Source organism: Streptomyces zaomyceticus, from assembly GCF_014656215.1.
GTDB classification, from domain to species: Bacteria; Actinomycetota; Actinomycetes; order Streptomycetales; family Streptomycetaceae; genus Streptomyces; species Streptomyces zaomyceticus.
On sequence record NZ_BNBZ01000004.1, the window covers coordinates 320,961 to 340,112 of the forward strand.

At 71.6% G+C, this 19,152-nt stretch carries 10 protein-coding genes; 6 read left to right on the forward strand and 4 right to left on the reverse strand.

The window, feature by feature from the left end:
- Window positions 1-87: 87 nt before the first annotated feature.
- Window positions 88-1,422 (reverse strand): 4-aminobutyrate--2-oxoglutarate transaminase, encoded by a 1,335-nt coding sequence (gene gabT, locus IE311_RS08585; RefSeq protein ID WP_189830963.1) that lies wholly within the window; start codon window positions 1,420-1,422, stop codon window positions 88-90.
- A gap of 280 nt (window positions 1,423-1,702) precedes the next feature.
- Between gabT and IE311_RS08590 the strand changes: the two genes are divergently transcribed.
- Entirely contained in the window at window positions 1,703-4,276 is a 2,574-nt protein-coding gene (locus IE311_RS08590) for an ATP/GTP-binding protein (protein ID WP_373313778.1), read from the forward strand.
- A gap of 189 nt (window positions 4,277-4,465) precedes the next feature.
- A complete protein-coding gene (locus IE311_RS08595) occupies window positions 4,466-6,019 on the forward strand; it encodes a PucR family transcriptional regulator (protein WP_189830964.1) in 1,554 nt (517 codons plus the stop codon).
- A 37-nt stretch (window positions 6,020-6,056) separates the two neighbouring features.
- Here the strand turns inward: IE311_RS08595 and IE311_RS08600 are convergent, their stop codons facing one another.
- The gene (locus IE311_RS08600) at window positions 6,057-6,284 is read right to left on the reverse strand and encodes a hypothetical protein (protein ID WP_189830965.1); all 228 of its coding nucleotides are present in this window, start codon (window positions 6,282-6,284) and stop codon (window positions 6,057-6,059) included.
- 176 nt (window positions 6,285-6,460) lie between these two features.
- Between IE311_RS08600 and IE311_RS08605 the strand changes: the two genes are divergently transcribed.
- The 4 genes from IE311_RS08605 (at window position 6,461) to IE311_RS08620 (ending at window position 11,063) form a co-directional block, all read left to right on the forward strand.
- Window positions 6,461-7,462 (forward strand): EamA family transporter, encoded by a 1,002-nt coding sequence (locus tag IE311_RS08605; protein ID WP_229901788.1) that lies wholly within the window; start codon window positions 6,461-6,463, stop codon window positions 7,460-7,462.
- 238 nt (window positions 7,463-7,700) lie between these two features.
- Entirely contained in the window at window positions 7,701-9,146 is a 1,446-nt protein-coding gene (locus tag IE311_RS08610; RefSeq protein WP_189830966.1) for an aldehyde dehydrogenase family protein, read from the forward strand.
- Between the two features lie 151 nt (window positions 9,147-9,297).
- Entirely contained in the window at window positions 9,298-9,822 is a 525-nt protein-coding gene (locus IE311_RS08615; RefSeq protein ID WP_189830967.1) for a hypothetical protein, read from the forward strand.
- Window positions 9,741-11,063, forward strand: a complete 1,323-nt coding sequence (locus tag IE311_RS08620) for a site-specific integrase (protein ID WP_189830968.1) — start codon at window positions 9,741-9,743, stop codon at window positions 11,061-11,063. Before IE311_RS08615 ends, IE311_RS08620 begins: the two co-directional genes overlap by 82 nt.
- A gap of 903 nt (window positions 11,064-11,966) precedes the next feature.
- On the opposite strand, the gene IE311_RS08625 is transcribed toward IE311_RS08620, so the two are convergent.
- Both IE311_RS08625 and IE311_RS08630 read right to left on the reverse strand, forming a co-directional pair.
- Window positions 11,967-12,458, reverse strand: a complete 492-nt coding sequence (locus tag IE311_RS08625; protein ID WP_189830969.1) for a hypothetical protein — start codon at window positions 12,456-12,458, stop codon at window positions 11,967-11,969.
- 64 nt (window positions 12,459-12,522) lie between these two features.
- Window positions 12,523-19,044: an RHS repeat-associated core domain-containing protein gene (locus IE311_RS08630; RefSeq protein ID WP_229901789.1), complete on the reverse strand. Its 6,522-nt coding sequence runs from the start codon at window positions 19,042-19,044 to the stop codon at window positions 12,523-12,525.
- Between the last annotated feature and the right edge of the window lie 108 nt (window positions 19,045-19,152).

Sequence of the window (19,152 nt, forward strand, 5' to 3'; positions counted from 1 at the left end):
CACGGAGTGTCAGATCCGCGATCGGATCGGAGATCGGGTCCAGACCAGACCCCGATCAGACCTGATCAAACCCCGATCGGACTTCGACTAGATCTGGGCGAACGCGTTCTCGATGATGTCGAGGCCCTCGTTGAGCAGGTCCTCGCCCATGACCAGCGGCGGCAGGAAGCGCAGCACGTTGCCGTAGGTGCCACAGGTCAGGACCAGCACGCCCTCGGCGTGGCAGGCCTTCGCCAGCGCGGCGGCGGCCTCCGCGTACGGCTCCTTGGTCACCGGGTCCTTGACCAGCTCGATGGCGATCATGGCGCCGCGGCCGCGGATGTCGCCGATGGCGGGGAACTTCTCCTGCATGGCGGTGAGGCGGGCCTTCATGACCTCCTCGATGCGCTTGGCCTTGGCGTTGAGGTCGAGCTCCTTCATCGTCTCGATGGAGCCCAGCGCGGCGGCGCAGGCCACCGGGTTGCCGCCGTAGGTGCCGCCCAGACCGCCGCCGTGGACGGAGTCCATGATCTCGGCGCGGCCGGTGACGGCGGCGAGCGGCAGACCGCCCGCGATGCCCTTGGCGGTGGTGATGAGGTCCGGGACGACGCCCTCGTCCTCGCACGCGAACCACTGGCCGGTGCGGCAGAAGCCGGACTGGATCTCGTCGGCGACGAAGACGATGCCGTTGTCGTTGGCGAACTTCACGATCGCCGGCAGGAAGCCCTTGGCCGGCTCGATGAAGCCGCCCTCGCCGAGGACCGGCTCGATGACGATCGCGGCGACGTTGTCGGCGCCGATCTGCTTGGTGATGTTGTCGATCGCCTGGGCGGCGGCCTCGGGGCCGCAGTTCTCGGCACCGGTGGGCCAGCGGTAGCCGTAGGCCACCGGCACGCGGTAGACCTCGGGGGCGAACGGACCGAAGCCCTGCTTGTACGGCATGTTCTTCGCCGTCATGCCCATGGTGAGGTTCGTACGGCCGTGGTAGCCGTGGTCGAACACGACGACGGCCTGGCGCTTGGTGTACGAACGGGCGATCTTGACGGCGTTCTCGACGGCCTCGGCGCCGGAGTTGAACAGCGCGGACTTCTTCGCGTGGTCGCCCGGGGTCAGCTCGGCGAGCGCCTCGCAGACCTCCACGTAGCCCTCGTACGGCGTCACCATGAAACAGGTGTGGGTGAAGTCCTGGAGCTGCGCGGCTGCGCGGCGCACGACGGCCTCGGCGGAGGCGCCGACCGAGGTCACGGCGATGCCGGAACCGAAGTCGATCAGACGGTTGCCGTCGACGTCCTCGATGATGCCGCCGCCGGCCCGCTTCGTGAAGACGGGGAGCGTGGAGCCCACGCCACCGGCGACCGTGTCGAGACGGCGGGCCTGAAGCTCCTGCGACTTCGGACCGGGGATGGCGGTGACGATGCGCCGCTCCTGCGGGACAGCGTTCATGCGGGGCTCCTGAGGGGTGTTCTGGACGCACTTGCGGGTTTCCTCCGCAGGCTAGGTGCGGGGGAGGTGCGGAGGCATGCGCCGATCGGTAGTGGTGGGGGGTGTGTCGTTGTCCGCGATGGACATGACGGGTCCGGTTCCGCGCCCCCGGGGCGTCTCGCCCGCGCGTCCGGGGGTACGCGGGCACACGGGTGGGTGAAACCCCTCCGGGGCGTCCCCGGCCCACTAGATTGACGGTGGCACAGAGACGGCGACCTGGCTGGTCAGGGGGCAGGGGTTCATGGAGACCGACGGCACGTACGAGTCGCGCGACCCGTTCGGCGGAGCGGCACCACCCCCCGTACCACCGCCCGCGAAGGACTTCCCTCCGGTGCCGCGCCCGGCGGGTCCCCCCTCGCGGGGGCGTCCGCCGGTCGCCCCGGCGTCCACCGGTCCGGCCCGGCGCCCGGCCGGCGGAGCCGCTCCGGCCGCCGGTCCCGGGGCCGCAGGGCTCCCGTCCGTACCCCCCGTGCCCGCGCACACCCCGGCCCCGGCATCGACACCGGGCCCGGCCCCCGCTCCGTCGGTCCCGCCGCGGCCCGCCGACGCCCCCGGGGCGCGCCACCCCGTCGTCGAATGGCTGGACGCCCCCCGCACCGAGGCCGGTCTCGGCGTCTGGCGGTTCCGCCACGTCCCGCCGCCGCCCGCCTCACCCGCGCGCCTCGCGCCCGCCACCGTCGCCGGGATGCTGATCCCCGTGGCCGTCGGCCTGCTCATCTGGTCGGCCTACCGGCGCGGCACGCTCCCGTACATGTACGCCGTGCTCCAGACCCTCACGCCCGGCGACTGGTGGTACCACGGCACCACCGCGCCACGGGACTGGCACGGCGTCGCGGCCCACGAGGTCTTCGGCGGCGCCGTCTTCGTCGGACTCGTCTGCGCGATCGCGGCGCTCGGCGCCTGGGGCAGGATCGTCCGCCACTACCTCGGCCGCTTCCGCCCGCCCGTCCGTGCCGCACTGGCGGGCGCCGGAGCCCTGATCGCGCTGGCGTTCGTCTGGCCCGAGGCCTTCGGTCTCGGCTGGGACCCGTTGCCCGTCGCCTCGCCCGTGCTCTCCCTGGTCTCCCTCGTGGGGGGCGGCTACGACGTCCTGGAATCCCCCTTCCTCGTCTATCCGCTCTACGCGGTCGTCACCGCGCTCGTCGTCTGGCCCTTCGCCCGCGTCGGCGGATGGCCCGAGCTCTACCGCGCCCGGCGCACCCGCTCCGCCGCCGGTGCCACCGCCCCGGCCCCCGCCGCACCCGGCGTCCCTCGCTCCCAGTGGCCCGAGCTGCGGGAGGCGGGCGGACACCGCGCGGCCGAGGTGCTCGTCGGCGAACTGCTCACCGGACGGATGAACGACGTCGACTGCGCCCGCGTCCGCCGCGCCTGGCGCGACACCGACCGGGACGCCGTACGCCGCGCCGCCCTCGTCGGGAAGCTCGTCGAGCAGGGCGCCGCCACGGGCACCCACCCGTCCGGCGCCCGCGACCTGCCCCGCCGCTCCGCCACCCACGACCTGCTCGTGGACCAGGTCAGGATCGGCCGGTACGTGCCCGCGGAGCGCACCCCGCACCCGTACCACGGGGCCGGGCTCGCACTCGACCCCGGACTCCTCGGCACCTCCCTCCTGGCGGTGGGCCCCTCCGGCGCGGGCAAGACCCGCGCACTCGTCGCACCCGTCGTCGAGGCGCTCACTCTCCAGGCGCTCACCGGCACCTGCGCCGTCGTCGCCGTCGGCGCCGCCTCGGCCCCGCTCGGCGCCGACGAGGCGTACGACGTCGTCGTCCGGCTCGGCGACCCCTCCTCCCGCCACGACCTCGACCTGTACGCGGGGACCACCGACCCGGACGAGGCCGCCGCCTTCCTCGCCGAGGGACTCGTCGGCGACCTGGAGGGAGTGGAGACCCGGCGCGCCGCCACCGTCCTCGCGCAGCTCATCGGCCCGTACCGGACCGCGTACGGACACTTCCCGGCCGTCCCGGTCCTGCGCGAGCTGCTCGAAGCCCGCTCCGACACCCTCCGGGACCTGCTCGACCTGCTGCCCGCCGACGGCGCGCAGGCCATGCGACGCGAGCTGGACTCACGGATCCGCCAGGTCGGCACCGCGACCGACCTCGGCCCGGTGCTCGCCGACCGGCTCGCCGCCCTCGACCGGCCCGTCTTCGCCGAGTTCTTCGGCGGCGGCCGCGACTCCCGGGCCTTCTCCCTGGCGGCCGTCGCCCAGCACCCGATGCGGGTGCGGATCAGCCTGCCGGAGGGCGGCCACGAGGAGGCCGCGCGACTCCTGAACCGGCTGCTGCTCGCCCAGTTCCAGTCCGTCACCCGAGACCGGACCGGCCGGGGCCACCTCGCCTTCCTGGTGCTCGACGACGCGGCGAGCGCGCTCACGCCCGGGACCGTACGGGCCCTCCAGCGGCTGCGCCCGCAGAAGGCGGCCGTCGTGCTCGCCCTCCGTACCCTCGCGGAGGTGCCCGAGGCCCTGCACGGGCCGCTCCTCGCGGTGGTCGGCTGCCGGATGGCGTTCTCCGGGCTGCCCACCTGGGACGGCCGGGCCTTCGCCGAGGCGTGGGGCACCGAACGGGTGGAGACCACCGAGGTGGCCCACCACACCGTCTTCGCCGACCAGCCGATGACCCGGGCCTTCCACGCCCTGCGCAAGCTGGTGACCGGCAAGGCCGTGACCACCGAGGCCGTCACCGTGCGGGAGGTGGAGCGGCAGCGGTGGTCGGCCTCCGACCTCGCCCACGCCGTGCCGCCGGGGCACGCCGTCCTCTCCCTCACCCATGTGCGCGGAGAGCACACACCGCCCCTGCTCGTCGACCTGCACGGCTGAGCGCGCGCCCCTCACCTCCCGGCCGGCCCGGGAGGCGCGTCGGCGTCCGGCGGCCTCCGCCCGACGCGTGGGCGTCCGGCGGCTTCCACCCGGTTCGCGCGGCCGAGCGGGCGCCCACCCGCCCTGGCACAATCGGGGGCGCCGCTCGGCTGAGCGGCGCCCCCTCGCCCAAAGGTCCGACGGTCCCCAATGCCGCCCACCCTCGCCTCGCTGGTCCAGCACTCCTCCCTGAAGCTCGTCGTCCGGGCCGGTGAGGACCGCCTGGACACGCCTGTCCGCTGGGCGCACGTCAGCGAGCTCACCGACCCCGTCCCGTACATGGAGGGCGGCGAACTCCTCCTCACCACCGCGCTCACGCTCGACGCGGAGGACCTGGAGGCGATGCGCCGCTACGTGCGGCGGCTGCTCGGCGCGGGCGTCGTCGGGCTCGGCTTCGCCGTGGGCGTCAACTACGAGGAGATCCCCTCCGCCCTTCTGGAGGCCGCCCGCGAGGAGCACCTGCCGCTGCTCGAAGTGCCGCGCCGGACCCCCTTCCTCGCCATCAGCAAGGCCGTGTCCGCGGCCATCTCCGCCGACCAGTACCGCGCCGTCACCGCCGGTTTCGAGGCGCAGCGCGAGCTCACCAGGGCCGCGCTCGCCGAGGGCCCCGAGGCCGTGGTCGCCCGGCTCGCCGCGCACGTCGACGGCTGGGCCGCGCTCTACGACACCTCCGGCACGGTCGTCGCCGTCTCCCCCGACTGGGCGGCGCGCCGGGCCGCCCGGCTCACCCCCGACGTGGAGCGGCTGCGCGACCGGCCGGCCCCCGCCAGCGCCGTCGTCGGCGGTACGGACGACCGCGTCGAACTCCAGTCGCTCGGGACCGGGCGCCGGGTGCGGGGCGCCCTCGCGGTCGGCACGGGCGCACCCCTCGGGACGGCGGAGCGGTACGCCGTCCACTCGGCGATCGCCCTGCTCACCCTCACGACGGAGCGGTCCCGTTCTCTCCAGGCGGCCGAACAGCGGCTCGGCGCGGCGGTTCTGCGGATGCTGCTCGCGGGTCAGCCGGACCACGCGCGGGCGGTGGCGGGCGATGTGTACGGCGGGCTGCTCGACGCCCCCTTCCGGCTGCTCGTCGCGGAGCCCGCGGGAGGCGACACCACCGCCGAACCGGCCCTCCCGGTCCTGGCCGAGGCCCTGGAGGCGGCGGCGGCCCGTGCGGGCGAGGCGGTGCTCGCGGTCCCCGAGAGCGAGCAGCGGCTCGTGGTCCTCGCGGGGGACGGCGGCGCGGTCGTCGCCGCCTGCGAGACGTACGCGGAGCGGGAGGCGGAGGACGCGGGTCTGACCATCGGCCTCTCGGCCCCCGCCGGGCCGATCGTGGCCGCCGGGGCGTACAAGCAGGCGGAGCAGGCCCTCTCGGTGGCCCGACGGCGGGGGAAGGCACTCGTGGAGCACGAGGACCTGGCGGCGGGTTCGGTCCTGCCGCTCCTCGCCGACGACGCCGTCCGCGCCTTCGCCGACGGGATGCTCCGCGCCCTCAAGGACCACGACGCGACGGGCCGCGGCGATCTGGTCGCCTCGCTGCGGGCCTGGCTCTCCCGGCACGGCCAGTGGGACGCGGCGGCGGCCGACCTGGGCGTCCACCGGCACACCCTGCGCTACCGGATGCGGCGGGTGGAGGAGATCCTCGGCCGCTCGCTGGACGACCCGGACGTCCGGATGGAGCTGTGGCTGGCGCTGAAGGCGACGGGGGAGGGCGCGGAGTAGGCCCGCCCGGCCCTGCTAGGGGGTGTCCGGAAAGTCCCTAGCCGTCCGAGCCCCCGCCGCCGTCCGAGCCCCAGCTCCCGTTGTTCCCGTCACCGTTCGATCCGCGGCTCCGCCGCCGGTTGCTGTCGCGCAGGATGCTGCCGATCGTCAGCGTCACGGCGGCCACGGCGCGGACCCAGCGCGGACCGCCCCGCGCCGCCCACACCACGCAGACACACCCTCCGACGGCGAGCAGCAGGACGCTGGTCAAAGCGATCACGACCATGTGTTTCCCCCATGTCTCCGAGACGTCTCCCCACCCCGGCGTCTTCTTCCGTCGTGGTCCGGACATCCTGCCATTGCCTCGGAACGGGCCCCCGTGGGCCACCCAACCGCCCCGGCCTGCCCGAACTCGGGCAATTTTCTTGGTCAACCGCCCCCTGACTCCCTACTCTCCTGCTCATGACAAGCCCCGCCGTCGATCCGGCCCCCGAGGCACCCCTGGGCGCCCCCGAGGCACCCCAGCGCGCCTCCGAGCCCCGCACCCCCGCCGCCCCCATCCCCGGCGCGCCCGCCCGCCGGATCACCGGTGCCGTGTGGGCCGCGCTCGGCATCGTCTACGTCGTGTGGGGCTCCACGTACCTCGGCATCCGGATCGTCGTCGAGACGATGCCGCCGTTCCTCTCCTCCGGCGCCCGCTTCGTCACCGCAGGCCTGCTCCTCGCCGGGATCATCGCCCGGCGCCAGGGCCCCGCCGCCCTCAAGGTCACCCGCCGGCAGCTCGGCTCGGCCGTCCTCGTCGGTCTGCTCCTGATACCCGGCGGCAACGGCCTCGTCGTCCTCGCCGAGACCTCCATCCCGTCCGGCCTGGCCGCCCTGCTCATCTCCGTCGTCCCGGCCTGGGTCGTGATCCTGAAGGCCACCACCGGGCAGCGGCCGACCGCCGGCGGGGTCGCCGGTGTGCTCCTGGGTCTCGTGGGGCTCGGGGTGCTCACCCTGCCGGGGCTCAGCGGTGACGTGAAGGTCGTCGGCGTCGTCCTCGTGGTGGTCGCGACCCTGCTGTGGTCCGTCGGCTCGTTCTCCTCCGCGCGCCTCCCGATGCCCGCCAACCCGTTCACGGCCAGTGCGTACGAGATGATCGCGGGCGGACTGGCCGGTCTCGTCATCGGCCTGGTCCGGGGCGAGCAGCACGGCCTCGACCTCGGCGACGTCTCGGGCCGCTCCTGGGCTGCGCTCGCCTATCTGATCGTCTTCGGCTCCCTGATCGCCTTCACCGCGTACGCCTGGCTCCTCCAGGCCGCACCGCTCTCGCTCGTGGCGACGTACGCGTACGTGAACCCCGTCGTGGCGGTCGCGCTCGGCGCCCTCGTCCTGAACGAGGCCCTGTCCTGGCCCATCGTGCTCGGCGGCGCGATCGTCGTCGGCGGTGTCTGTCTCATCGTCTCGACCGAACGGCGTGGATGACCAACCGTCCCCCGACCGGGTCGTCGTCGCGCGCCGGAGCGGCGAGACGCGGTCCGTACGGCCCTGCTCGGCGTACGCACGCCGGTGACGGACGGCGACGCCCGCCGCCCCTTCGGCCAAAGCGGACAGCGGCTCGCCGCCACCACTCCACACCGGACAAACGCCGCTTCGGCCTCCCGGCCCTAACGTGTCACGAGAGCAATCGCTCGCTCCCCGAAACGGAAAGGGCCGGGACGCAATGACGACCACCCACGCCTTCTGGCTCGCCGGCCGCGAGGCCACCGGCGAGGCCACCTTCGACGTCACGAACTCCTTCGACGGACGTCTGGTCGGCAAGGTCAGCGTGCCCACCGAGGCCCAGGTCGAGGAGGCCGTCGCCGCCGCGCACGCCGTCGTCGACGAGTTCGCCGCGACCCCGGCGCACGTCCGCGCCGCCGCCCTCGACCACGTGTCGAAGCGGCTCGCCGAGCGCACCGAGGAGATCGCCCTGCTGATCTCCGCCGAGAACGGCAAGCCCATCAAGTGGGCCCGCGGTGAGGTCGGCCGTGCCGTCTCCGTCTTCCGTTTCGCCGCCGAGGAGGCCCGCCGCTGGAACGCCGGCGAGGCCCAGCGCCTGGACACCGAGGCCGGCGGCGCGGGCCGCCTCGCCCTCACCCGCCGTATCCCCAAGGGCGTGGTCCTCGGCATCGCGCCGTTCAACTTCCCGCTGAACCTCAGCGCCCACAAGGTCGCCCCGGCCATCGCCGTCGGCGCCCCGATCATCCTCAAGCCGGCCCCGTCGACCCCGATCTCCTCCCTGATCCTGGGCGAGATCCTGGCCGAGACCGACCTGCCGGCCGGCTCCTGGTCGATCCTGACCGTGCCCAACGACCGGATGCCCGCCCTCGTCCAGGACGAGCGCCTCCCGGTCATCTCCTTCACCGGCTCCGACAAGGTCGGCTACGCCATCCAGCAGTCGGTGCCCCACAAGCACTGCACCCTGGAGCTGGGCGGCAACGCCGCCGCCGTCGTCCTCGCCGACTGGTCCTCCGAGGAGGACCTGGACTGGGCGGCGAGCCGTATCGCCACCTTCTCCAACTACCAGGGCGGCCAGTCCTGCATCTCCGTCCAGCGCGTGATCGTCGACTCCTCCGTCCACGACCGCCTGCTGCCGAAGATCGTCGCCGCCGTCGAGGCGCAGGTCACCGGTGACCCGTCCGACGCCGCCACCGACGTCGGCCCGCTGGTCGACGAGGCCGCCGCGCAGCGCGTCGAGTCCTGGGTGGACGAGGCCGTCGCCGCCGGCGCCAAGCTCGTCGTGGGCGGCAAGCGCGAGGGCGCGACCTACGCCCCGACCGTGCTCACCGAGCTCCCGGCGGGCGTCACCCTGGCCCGTGCCGAGGTCTTCGGCCCGGTCCTGACCATCGCGAAGGTCGACGGCGAGGCCGAGGCCTTCGCCGCGGTCAACGACTCGGACTTCGGTCTCCAGGCCGGTGTCTTCACCCACGACCTGCAGACCGCGTTCCGCGCCCACCGCGCCCTCGAGGTCGGCGGCGTGATCGTCGGCGACGTCCCCTCGTACCGCGCCGACCAGATGCCGTACGGCGGCGCCAAGCGTTCCGGCGTGGGCCGCGAGGGCGTCAAGTTCGCGATGGACGACTACACCTACGAGCGTGTGCTCGTCCTGACGGGCCTCGCCCTGTAAGGCCGCGTACGCGCCGCGAGACCAGGCGGTCCGAACCCACTGTGCGGGGGCTCGGGCCGTCTTCTCGTTTACCTGGGTTGACCTGCGGAGACAGTCGAATCCAGCTTGCTTCCCGCGAGGTCGTGGGAACACGAAGGGATACTCTCCGTACATGGCGAGCGTAGTTCCGCGCACAAACAAGGCCGGGGAGATCACCAGCCACCAGGTGAAGTGGCGAGACCCCGGCGGTGCCGGCTGGCAGATCGAGCGCTTCGACGACGAGGACGCGGCGAAGGTCTTCAAGGCCGCAGTCGAGGAGTCCGGGAACAACTGGCCTCTGGGCTGGGTCAAGGGCAAGGGGTACATCGACCCGGCCACCTCGGACGATCTCCAGTACCGCTTTGAGCCCTACGCCCGGCGGTCTATCGAGAACCGCACGGCCGGCGACTACTACAAGATCCAGAAGATCCGGGCGCTTGAGATGTACCTGTTTCCGACCTTCGGAAACTGCGACGTACGGTCGGCCGAGCACTTCAGTAAGGACACTGTCAGCAGCTGGCTCAACGTGATGCGGAAGACGACGGTCTTCCGGGGCAAGAGTAAGAAGGCAAGATCATGTCGCCGGAGACGGTCCGTGGTCTGCACGGGCTGCTCTCGTCGATCCTGGAGGAAGCGGTCAAGTCCGAGCCGCCGCTGAGGGACCGCAACCCCTGCCACCTCACGCGGCTCCCGAAGGAGGACGACCACGGCCTCGAGGACGACGGTGGTGACGACCAGGCGGAGTTCCTGACGCCTGACGAGGTCGCCGGCATCGTCGAGTGCATCGCTCGCCCCATGGACCGGATGCTCGTGCGCACCGCGTACGGCACGGGGATGCGTTTCGGCGAGCTCACCGCCCTCGCCGCCCGTCACATTCGGTCCCCGCAGCCTGGGCGGCATGAAGTCCGTGTGGCCCGTGCCTGGAAGCGGAGGACCGCCAGCGACTTCTACCTGGGCCCGCCGAAGACCCGGGCCGGTCGCCGCACGATCGAGATTACGGCCGGACTCTGGCAGGAACTCCAGGACTTCGGTCTCGGCCAGTTGGAGAAGGACGCGCTGGTCTTCCATTCGGGGACCGGAACGCAGTTCAAGGCTGGAGCTTTCTCGGACCGCTGGCACCGGGCGGTCAAGAAGGCCAAGGCGCGCGGGCTGGTGCCGGAATGGAAGTTCCCGACCTTCCATGACCTGCGGCACTCACACGTCGCCGCTCTGTTGTCGGACGGGCACAGCCTCACGTACGTGCAGCGCCGGTTGGGGCACGAGTCGATCAAGACCACGTCCGACAGGTACGGGCATCTCCTCGACTCCGCGTTCAAGGCCGCCCTGGCGACGCTGGAACGGGTCATGGGCTATGCGCCCTCGTCGGATGGCGGGGCACCGGAGGCGGACGGGGGCCGTGAGGGTAGGCGGGCGGTCCACGTCGTCAACCTTGCGGAGCATCAGGTGGCGTTCTGGGAACTCACTGACGCCGAAGCCACTGCCGAGCGCTGGGCTCGCGAGCACGGCGGTTCCGTGGACATCGCCTCGATGTCTGCCGCGGCCTGGGTTGCGACGTCCTCGGCCGGCCGCGATGCGCTGGAGGTCGTCCGTGACCAGATGCCGCGTCGCGCGTGGGTGTGGGAAGTCGGGCCGGTCTTCCTCGTGGAGGAGGGTTCCGAGGTCGTCGCTGGCCCGGGCGCGGACAAAGCTCGTGGTTCCTGGCGGTGGGACTTCGAAGAGCACTACACCGAGGAGCCCGCGCAGCACACCGTGGAGAAGCCGGGGGTTCGCGTCGTGGCTCGGGCCTGGGGGAGGGACGAGGAGGCTGTCCGCGAGGCGTACGCGCTCGTTCTATCGGAGGCGCTGGGGTCGCCGAGTCCCCATCCGTACGCGAGCGGTGGCCTGGTGATGGCCGTCTGACGGTGGACGTGGCGAAGGGGGCCCTGGTTGCGGGGCCCCCTTCGTGTGTGCGCTGGGGTGGGTATGTCGGCGGTCGCCACGTCCCGGCGCACGGCTACCGGCTGCCGAGGAGGCAGAGGTCCAGCAGGGGCGGCAGGCCGAGGCAGAGTCCTTCGGCATCGTCCGGCGGTTGGGAGGCCGCGGAGTCGGGCAGGGTGTAGCTGGCGGCGTGCTGGGGGTGGTGGGGCTCGCGTTCGGCGGGCCGCTGCCGGATCCGTGCGTGGCTGCGGGGGTCGGCCCGGGGAGGTTGTCCACCTCGGCGGGCCGCTCGGTCGCTGGCCCGGGGGATGTGCTGGAGGACGGCTCGGGGGACGCGGTCTCAGCGAGCGCGATGTCCTCACTGACGGGCCGCGCCTCGTCGAGCTCCTTGGGTCGTTGGGGGGGTCCGCTGCCGGGGGGTGCGCTTGGGGCGTCGTCGTCGCTGTCGTCGTGGCTCTCGTCCTTCTTGGACGGGCCGGGCGCGGTTGCGACGGTGATGCGGAGGAGGACCGTTCCGCCGGCGAACCGGACCGGGACCAGGTCCCCGTGGCGGCAGGGCGGGACGTGGAGCTCGGTGCGGCCGCCGCCGGGCAGGCCGGAGGGCAGGGTGACCGGGATGACGACACTGGTGGCGTCCTACTGCGGGGTGAGGGCGAGGCGGATCTCCTGAGGGGGTCCGTTCGACGGGGGAAGCGCACGGTACGGGGGAACGCCCGGCGGAACCAGGGGGGATCCGTCCGGCGAGGACCGTGCGCGACGTGATCGGACCACCGAACAGGAGGGGCCGGGCAACTGCCCGGCCCCTCCTGCTGTTCGACGGTCATGGGCGCGCCGGCGGAGGTGCGGCGTCCGTTCCCCACCTCCGAGGGCCGGACGCCGCACGTCTCACGGGTTCTTGCGACCCGCGTCCGCACCCGCCTTCGTGAACCTGAGGTCCAGGGAGCACGGCACCTCGATGTCATCCGAGACGCAGAGGGTGCTTCCCCCCTCGATGACGTTGAGGTTGATCAGGCAGCTTCCCTGCTCGACCCCGTTGAATGAAAGGTTGACCGTATCGCCCTCGGTGTATTTCTCCAGGGCCGATGACGTCTCCGGGCTGTCCGGGTCGGATCCCCAGAACGCCCAGATGCCGTCCCCCTCGCCCCGGGGGCATCCGCTCCCGGCGGACGCGGTGCCCCAGTCGATGCCCGAGGTGCTGAAGCGGTGGTCGGCCTGCAGGGTCATGGTCCCGCCGTTCCCGCCCGTCCACGTTCCGGACACCGATCCAGCGGTGACGCGGGACAGTTCCTCCTCACCGGAGCAGGCTGCCGAGAAGAACCCGACGGCTATCACCAGTGCAGAGATCCGAAACGCTCTTCCAAATGTGTTGACCGACATGGCCGTGTGAACTCCTCCCCAGACCTGTGGGCGGCCACGAGGCCGCCCACAGGTATTCCCTAGACTACTTCATCACGCACATGCAGCTGTTCAGCGGGAGATTCTCTCGCCAGGAGAAATTCTGCGTGGTAGCCGCTCCGAAAGTCTTCTCGAAGAGCGGGTTCCACGACCTGGGTACGAGATGGGTGGCGGATCTCCAGTCCGACGTGTTTGTCGCGGTGAACTGGAGCTGCACCGTTCCCTTGTCCCGGTCGACCGAGACGATCCGGCCCGTCGCAGAATAGGTGCCGAGGAAGGCGTCTGCCGAATTCCGCGTGCCGACCGCTCCGTTGCTCAGGGTTCCCGAGAGATCCAGGGCGGCCCCTCGCAGCGAATTCAGGCGCCACCACGGACTGCCGGGCTCGGGCCCCTTGTCCTCGTACGAGAATTCTGCCGGCATCTTGGCGTTGGGGGAATCCATACCGTCCTTGACCGCCTGGCCGACGAGGATGGACCGCCACTTCGCGAACGTCGCGTCACTCGCGAGGGTCGCCGTGAACTTGTCCCCGCCCCGGAAGGTCTCCTGGGGCTTCAGGGGGTAACCGCCGCCCCAGAGCCATCCGAAGAACAGCGCCCTGGAGGATTCCCAGTCATTGTTCGGGAGTCCTTCATCGATGATTCCGTAGGTTTCTATGCTGTTCAGGTGCCTGATGAAGCTCTGGAAATCTCCGAAATATCCGAGCGGCGGCACCAGGGTTCCCGTCAGGGGGTTGTACGTGGCTCCCGTCACGCCCTGGAGGGCGTAGCCGCCGCCCGTTCCCGAGGAGCCCGAGGAACCGGAGTCGCTGAAGGTGATGGGCGGTTCGTCGCCCTGCTGGTAGGTCCAGTTTCCCGGGCCGCCGCTCAGGGTCGCGTCGTTGTCGCTGAGGTACTGGCTGTCGGCGGCGCCTCCGCGTTCGGTGATGATCTCCTTGAGGCCCGAGGGGTCGGACGCCGTCGCCGGGTGCTGGTTGGCGTAGCTGTAGCCGTTCAGCGACTGGTGCTGGTCGGGGGAGAGCAGCGGGTCGACGCTGATGAACTGGCCGAGGGCCGGATCGTACTGGCGGGCGCCGATGTGGGTGAGTCCGGTGGTCTTGTCGTCGGTCTTGCCGAGGAATCCCTTGTCGTCGGGCCAGGCGGTGCCGGTGGGGGTGCCGCGTTCGGCGCCGAAGGGGCTCGTGTAGCGCTTGCTGATCGCCTGGGTGGCGTCGGCGGAGACGGCCAGGCTCTGGGTGCCGTGGCGGTCGCCGGCCAGGTAGGTGAGCTTCTGGGTGCCGCTCTGGTTGGAGCGGACGGCCGCGGTGATACCGCCGGAGGCGTAGTAGCGCTGCGCCCAGGTGGTGCCGTTGGCCCTGAGGTGCAGTTCGGTGGCGCCGGCGTAGAGGATCCGTTCGCCGCCCTGGGTGGCGTGGATCAGGAGGTTTCCGTCGGCTCCGTACAGGTAGTCCGTGCTCTTGCCGGACTCGGTGAGCTTGCCGACCTTGCCCTCCGGGGACCAGGTGAGGTCCTGGGTGCCGGTCCTGCCCGGGCGCTTGGTGGTGTTCCCGGCGGTGTCGTAGGTGTAGGCGCGGGTGGGGGTGGTGCAGTTGGCCGCGGTGCTGGTGCCGGTGAGGGCGTGGGGCTGGGCGCTCGTGTAGCAGTACTTGGTGGTGGTGTCGCCGGTGGTCTTGTGGACCGTCTCGGTCGCGCGCTGGCCGGCCTGGTTGTAGGTGTAGCCGGTCCAGTACGGGCCCGGACCGGACAGGGCCGTGGCGCTGCGCGGGGCGGAGCAGTCGCGGGAGGCGGGGGTCCAGGCTTCGGTGAGACGGCGGTGGCCGTCGTAGGTGAAGCACTGGGTCTCGGCCGCCGAGGTGCCGCCGAGGGTGGTGGGGTCGGCGATCGCGGTGACGTTGCCGTCCTGGTCGAAGGTGTAGGTGAGGTCCTGCAGCATGTACGGGTGGGTCTGGTCCGTGACGTGGCTGCGGGTCAGGCGTCCGGTTCCTTCCTCGAAGGTCTGGGTGACGTACAGCTTCTTGTGTTCCTCGGAGTCGGCCGTGCCCATGATCAGCTGCTGCCGCTGGCCTAGGGCGGAGTAGTCGACGCCCAGCAGGTAGCCGGTGGCGCCGTTGATCGAGGCGAGGTTGCCCAGGGTGTCGTAGCCGTAGCCGACGACCTCGGCCTGCAGGCCGCCCAGAGCCGGTTCCTTGGTGTTCTGCAGGGTCCCGTCGATGTTGTAGGCGCTGGTGTAGTCCACTGCGGCGGGTGCGCCGGCCTGGACGAACGGGTCGTTGGCGGGCAGCTGGAGCCTGCTTCCGACGGGCCGGGAGAGGGTGTCGTAGGCGGTGACGCTCGTGGTGTACGCCTGGCCCGTCCTGCCGCCGACGTAGCGGGTCGAGGACGTGGGCAGGCCCTTGAGCAGGGTGTCGTAGGTGTAGGCGGTGAGCTGGTTGGCGTCGGTCTTCGAACCGGACCAGGTGGCCACCGGCCGGCCGAGCTCGTCGTAGTCGGTCAGGACGGACTGGCCGCGCGAGTCGGTGGCCTTGACGGCCTGGTCGAGGGCGTTGTACGCGGTGAGGGACTCGCCCTTGTCCGGGTCGTCGGAGGTCGTCTGCCGGCCGAACAGGTCGAACCCGTAGAACCAGGTCGTACCGTCCGGGCCGGTGATCGACGTCTGCTTGCCGTCCAGGGTGTAGGTGAACGCGGTTGACGTGTACGAGGGGCCGGTGGTCGCACCGTAGCTCGTGTCGGCCGGGTCGGTTCCCGCGTACGCGCGGGTCTCGGTCGTCCGGCCGCGGACGTCGGTGACGGTCCGGGTGGCCGAACCCCCCTGGAGCGCGGAAGTGGCGGTGGAGTCACCGGTGTAGCTGGTGGACGTGGACCACTTCTTGACGCCGAACACGTACAGCGAGCTGGTGGTCGCCCGGCCCGCGCCGTCGAAGACGGTTTCCGTCTGGGTGGGGGCCTCGCCGTACTCGGCGCGGGCGTACGTGCCGGTCGGGGTGGCCGTGGTGTCGAAGATGTCGGCGTGGGTCTGGTACGCCATGCCGCGGGTGTCGTAGCGAGTGTCGGTCAGCAGCCGGCCTCCGTGGGGGGTCGGCGACTGGGTCTGCAGCGGACGCAGCAGGGAGTCGTAGATCGCGTAGGTGGTGTTGTAGGTGGTGCCGTCCTTCTTCAGCGTGGCGGTCGACACCCAGGGCTGCTCGGTGTTGCTGAGCGAGTAGGCGTACGTGCTGTTGGGGCTGTAACCGGCGGCCCTGTTCCGGTTGGGCAGCCACACGTCGGTGAGCCGCCCGAGGGCGTCGTGGGCCAGCTCCGTCTTCTTCATGTTCGCGTCGATGGTCTGCTGCGGCTGCCCGCGTCGCGGATCGATGAAGCTGGCTGACTTGTGGCCCTTGGCGTCGGTGACGATGGTCTTGGTCAGCGGGCCGGCGGCGGCGGGGGTGTAGGCCGTGCCGGTGGTCCTGCCCTCGATGTCGGCCACGCTCAGCGGGCGGCCGAGCTCGTCGTAGGTGGTGGAGGCCACCTTCTGCCAGCTGGGCGCCCCCGCGGTGCCGTAGCCCTGCGCGCGGCCGGTCCAGGTCGCCAGGCCCCTGGTCGGCTTCGTCGTCGCCGACCAGGTGGTGGCGCCGTCGTAGGCGACCGCCGTGTCGGAGAGCACGTCACCGCGACGTGTGGAGTCCACCGGCAGGTCGAGGTCGGCGTCGGCGACGGAGCACGGCCTGCCCACGATCCGGGTGCGCGAGACGGGGCGGGTCAGTCCGGTGGCCTCGTTGCGGGCGTACCAGGTGAGCTTGCAGGTCTCGTCGCCGGAGGTGCCGTACAGGCCGGAGTCCTCCTCGGTGACCGGCATGCCGTACGCGTCGAAGGTGCTCTGGACGTCCCGGCGGCGCCAGGTGTCCGAGGCCGTCAGATACGTGTACGTGCTGTTCTGCCGGGTGCGGACGTACCGGGCGACGTGGTCGGCCGCGTCCGGGACCCCGGTCTGGCGGGCGGTCTCCTTGGACCACGGCTGGGACGCGCTGACCGAAATCGGCTGGGCGCCGTTGTAGACGACCTTCTGGCGGAGCTGACCGGAGTACTGGTCGCTGTCGGTGAGGGCGGTGAGTCCGACGTCGGGCTGGGCCAGCGGCGCGACCGTCACCGACTTGGTCGTGCCGTCCTTCTTCTTGTCCCCGTCCATCCCCTGCATGTAGAGCGAGACCGTCTTGGAGCGGGTCCGCTGCAGGGCGCCGGTGTAGACGGTGACCTGGCGGTAGCCGCGCCAGTCGGACCAGGTCCGCTCGTCCTTCGGGGTGAGCGGCTCGTCGCTGTGGTGCCAGGCCGCGCCCGTGTACTCGTAGGCGTTCTCGACGGCCTCGTTGTGCCCGGACGGGTCGGAGACGGAGACGGCGAGCACGCGGTACTTGTGGAACCAGTCGACCGACGCCTCCGAGGAGCCGTTGACGTTCCAGTACTGCGGATAGCAGCTGCGGGTGTTGGTGTCCTCCGCCACGCCCAGCACCTCGCTGCGGACGCACTCGGGTGACGAGAGCGCGACCGTGGTGATCGCCCCGGTCTCCGACGTGACGGTGGAGACGCGGGGGCGGGTCAGCGGGAGGATGTCGTCCGTCGCGTCGACCCGGTTGGGCCGCATCTGGTACGTGAACGAGATCGGGTTCATTCCGATGGCGGTGGTGCCCGCCTTGCCCGTCCGCTTGATCGACTGCAGCGTCAGGACCTGGTCGCTGGTGTCGCCGATGTCACCGCCGTCCAGGTACTGCTGGGTCAGCGCCCAGGAGTCCACCGGCTCGTAGGTGCCGGTCGCGACGGCCCAGGAGTAGGTGTTCACCGCGGTGAGGCGCTTGCGGGAGAAGAACGCCGGCGACGTCGCCAGGCACTCGTCGTCCCCGCTGGCGCAGATCGAGTCGAAGGGGATGTCGGGCCAGTTGTCGGCCGTCTCCTTCGTCAGCGCGCCGCAGTCCGACGCGGTGCACCGCTCGGCGTATCCGAAGGTCACCTTGGCGTCGGCGTCGTCGGTGAACAGCGCGCCCTTACGCAGGCCGTACTTGATCTCCTTGAGGTAGCCGCCGCGGGTGTAGGAGGCGTCGGCGGTGGTGGCGTCGTTCTTCTTGTAGAAGTTGTCCTCCTTGGCGTACCAGTAGGTGGAGGCGTTGCCGTGGACGTCCTCGACGTAGTCGAGGTTCCAGCGCCACGCCTGCCGCAGCGACCGGTCCGCGAACGCGCCGCCGCCCGCGTAACCGGGCTCTCCGGAGTCGTCGCCGAAGACCGGCACGGTCCAGGCCGAGTTGGTCCGCTCGGTGGTGGCGCCGTCGAGCTTGTCCAGGCCGAAGACGTACCGCGTGCCCTCGCCGGTGGTGACGCTCCAGTACTCGCCGTCGTCGTCGCCGTTGTCGGCACCGAGGGAACGGACGACCTTCGAGGCGTCGTCCCCCTTCAGGCGCCACTCGCCCGTGGCGGTGTCCTTTACCAGCCGCGAGGACTTGCCGTTGAGCACCACCCGGGCGTTGTCGTACTTCCAGCACAGATCGAACACGTCCGCGTGGCCGTCGTCATCACAGGGGCCGTAGCTGCGCTCGATGTAGGACTCGGTCATCGAGAAGCCCTCGCCGACCGAGGTGCCCTGGTTGTTCGTCGTGGCCGTACGGCCGTCGATGCTTCCCGAGTCGTACGACAGCGACATCGTCGGCGACGGACCGGCCGCCGCCGGCGGCAGCGAGAAACCGTACGACCAGGTGAACGAGCCGGAGCTGGTGCCGGCCTGCCAGGAGGACGACTCCGCCAGCGCGGTTGCGGAGTAGTTGCCCGTACCCGAGGGCGACTGGCCTCCCCCGCCCGCGGCCGCCGTCACGGCCAGGACCGTGGTGCCGGAGGCTTCGGAGCCCAGCTGCGCCGAGACACCGTCCTCGCTCGCGGTCAGCGCCACCTGGGCCGAGACGGACTGCTCGTGCACGTCGTTCGTCGACTTGAGCGGCTTCTGGGCACGGCACTCCGCCTTCTCCGGAGTCGTCAGCGCACAGGCGGGGAGCTGCACCATCCGCAGGCGCTGCGCCCAGCCGCCGCCCACCTTCGAGGCGAAGCCGGAGTAGTCCACACTGATGCCGGCCGGTCCGGCGGCGTCCGCCTCCACGGTCAGCAGGACACCGGTGACGCCGGCCTCGGCGGCCGCCTTCTGGTCCAGGACCGTGATCCGGGCCGTGTCGGCGGGAGTGCCGGTCGCCTTCGCCGTCTTCGGTTCGACGGTCACCGGGACACCGCCCGGTGCCGCCGTGCCCGCCCTGCCGCCGGAGAGCGGCAGGGTCGCCTCGCCGGGCCGTGGCCAGGCGCCCGCCTGTTCCGCCAGGGCCCGTCCGGCCTGCGCGGCGTTGATCTGCCGGTCGGCGGCCACCTTCGCCCGGGCCTTCTCCGCCCCCAGGCCGTCGACCGCTCGGACCTTGCTCGCCCGCTGGTCGGGCAACTCGGGCCGTCCCAGGCCCCCCTTGCCGTCCGCGGCCTGTGCCACCGGCATCAGTCCCACCGGCATCACCATCGCCAGTGCCAGCGCGTGGACGAGGGCGCGTCCGCGTCTCCCCCTACCAGCCCATCTTGTCATGACTGCGTCAACTCTCATCTGCTCCGTCCCTGTCGTCCTCAAAGCGGATCGCCTTGCGCGGATTGCTTTGCGCGGATTGCCTATGTGTTTCACCGCGGCCGTACACGA

Bases quoted from the DNA above. Each gene is read 5' to 3' on its own strand.
- IE311_RS08595 (WP_189830964.1), top strand. From the start codon at position 4,466: ATGCCGCCCACCCTCGCCTCGCTGGTCCAGCACTCCTCCCTGAAGCTC.
- IE311_RS08630 (WP_229901789.1), bottom strand. From the start codon at position 19,044: ATGACAAGATGGGCTGGTAGGGGGAGACGCGGACGCGCCCTCGTCCAC.
- IE311_RS08620 (WP_189830968.1), top strand. From the start codon at position 9,741: ATGTCGCCGGAGACGGTCCGTGGTCTGCACGGGCTGCTCTCGTCGATC.
- IE311_RS08590 (WP_373313778.1), top strand. From the start codon at position 1,703: ATGGAGACCGACGGCACGTACGAGTCGCGCGACCCGTTCGGCGGAGCG.
- IE311_RS08605 (WP_229901788.1), top strand. From the start codon at position 6,461: ATGACAAGCCCCGCCGTCGATCCGGCCCCCGAGGCACCCCTGGGCGCC.
- IE311_RS08610 (WP_189830966.1), top strand. From the start codon at position 7,701: ATGACGACCACCCACGCCTTCTGGCTCGCCGGCCGCGAGGCCACCGGC.
- IE311_RS08615 (WP_189830967.1), top strand. From the start codon at position 9,298: ATGGCGAGCGTAGTTCCGCGCACAAACAAGGCCGGGGAGATCACCAGC.
- IE311_RS08600 (WP_189830965.1), bottom strand. From the start codon at position 6,284: ATGGTCGTGATCGCTTTGACCAGCGTCCTGCTGCTCGCCGTCGGAGGG.
- IE311_RS08625 (WP_189830969.1), bottom strand. From the start codon at position 12,458: ATGTCGGTCAACACATTTGGAAGAGCGTTTCGGATCTCTGCACTGGTG.
- gabT (WP_189830963.1), bottom strand. From the start codon at position 1,422: ATGAACGCTGTCCCGCAGGAGCGGCGCATCGTCACCGCCATCCCCGGT.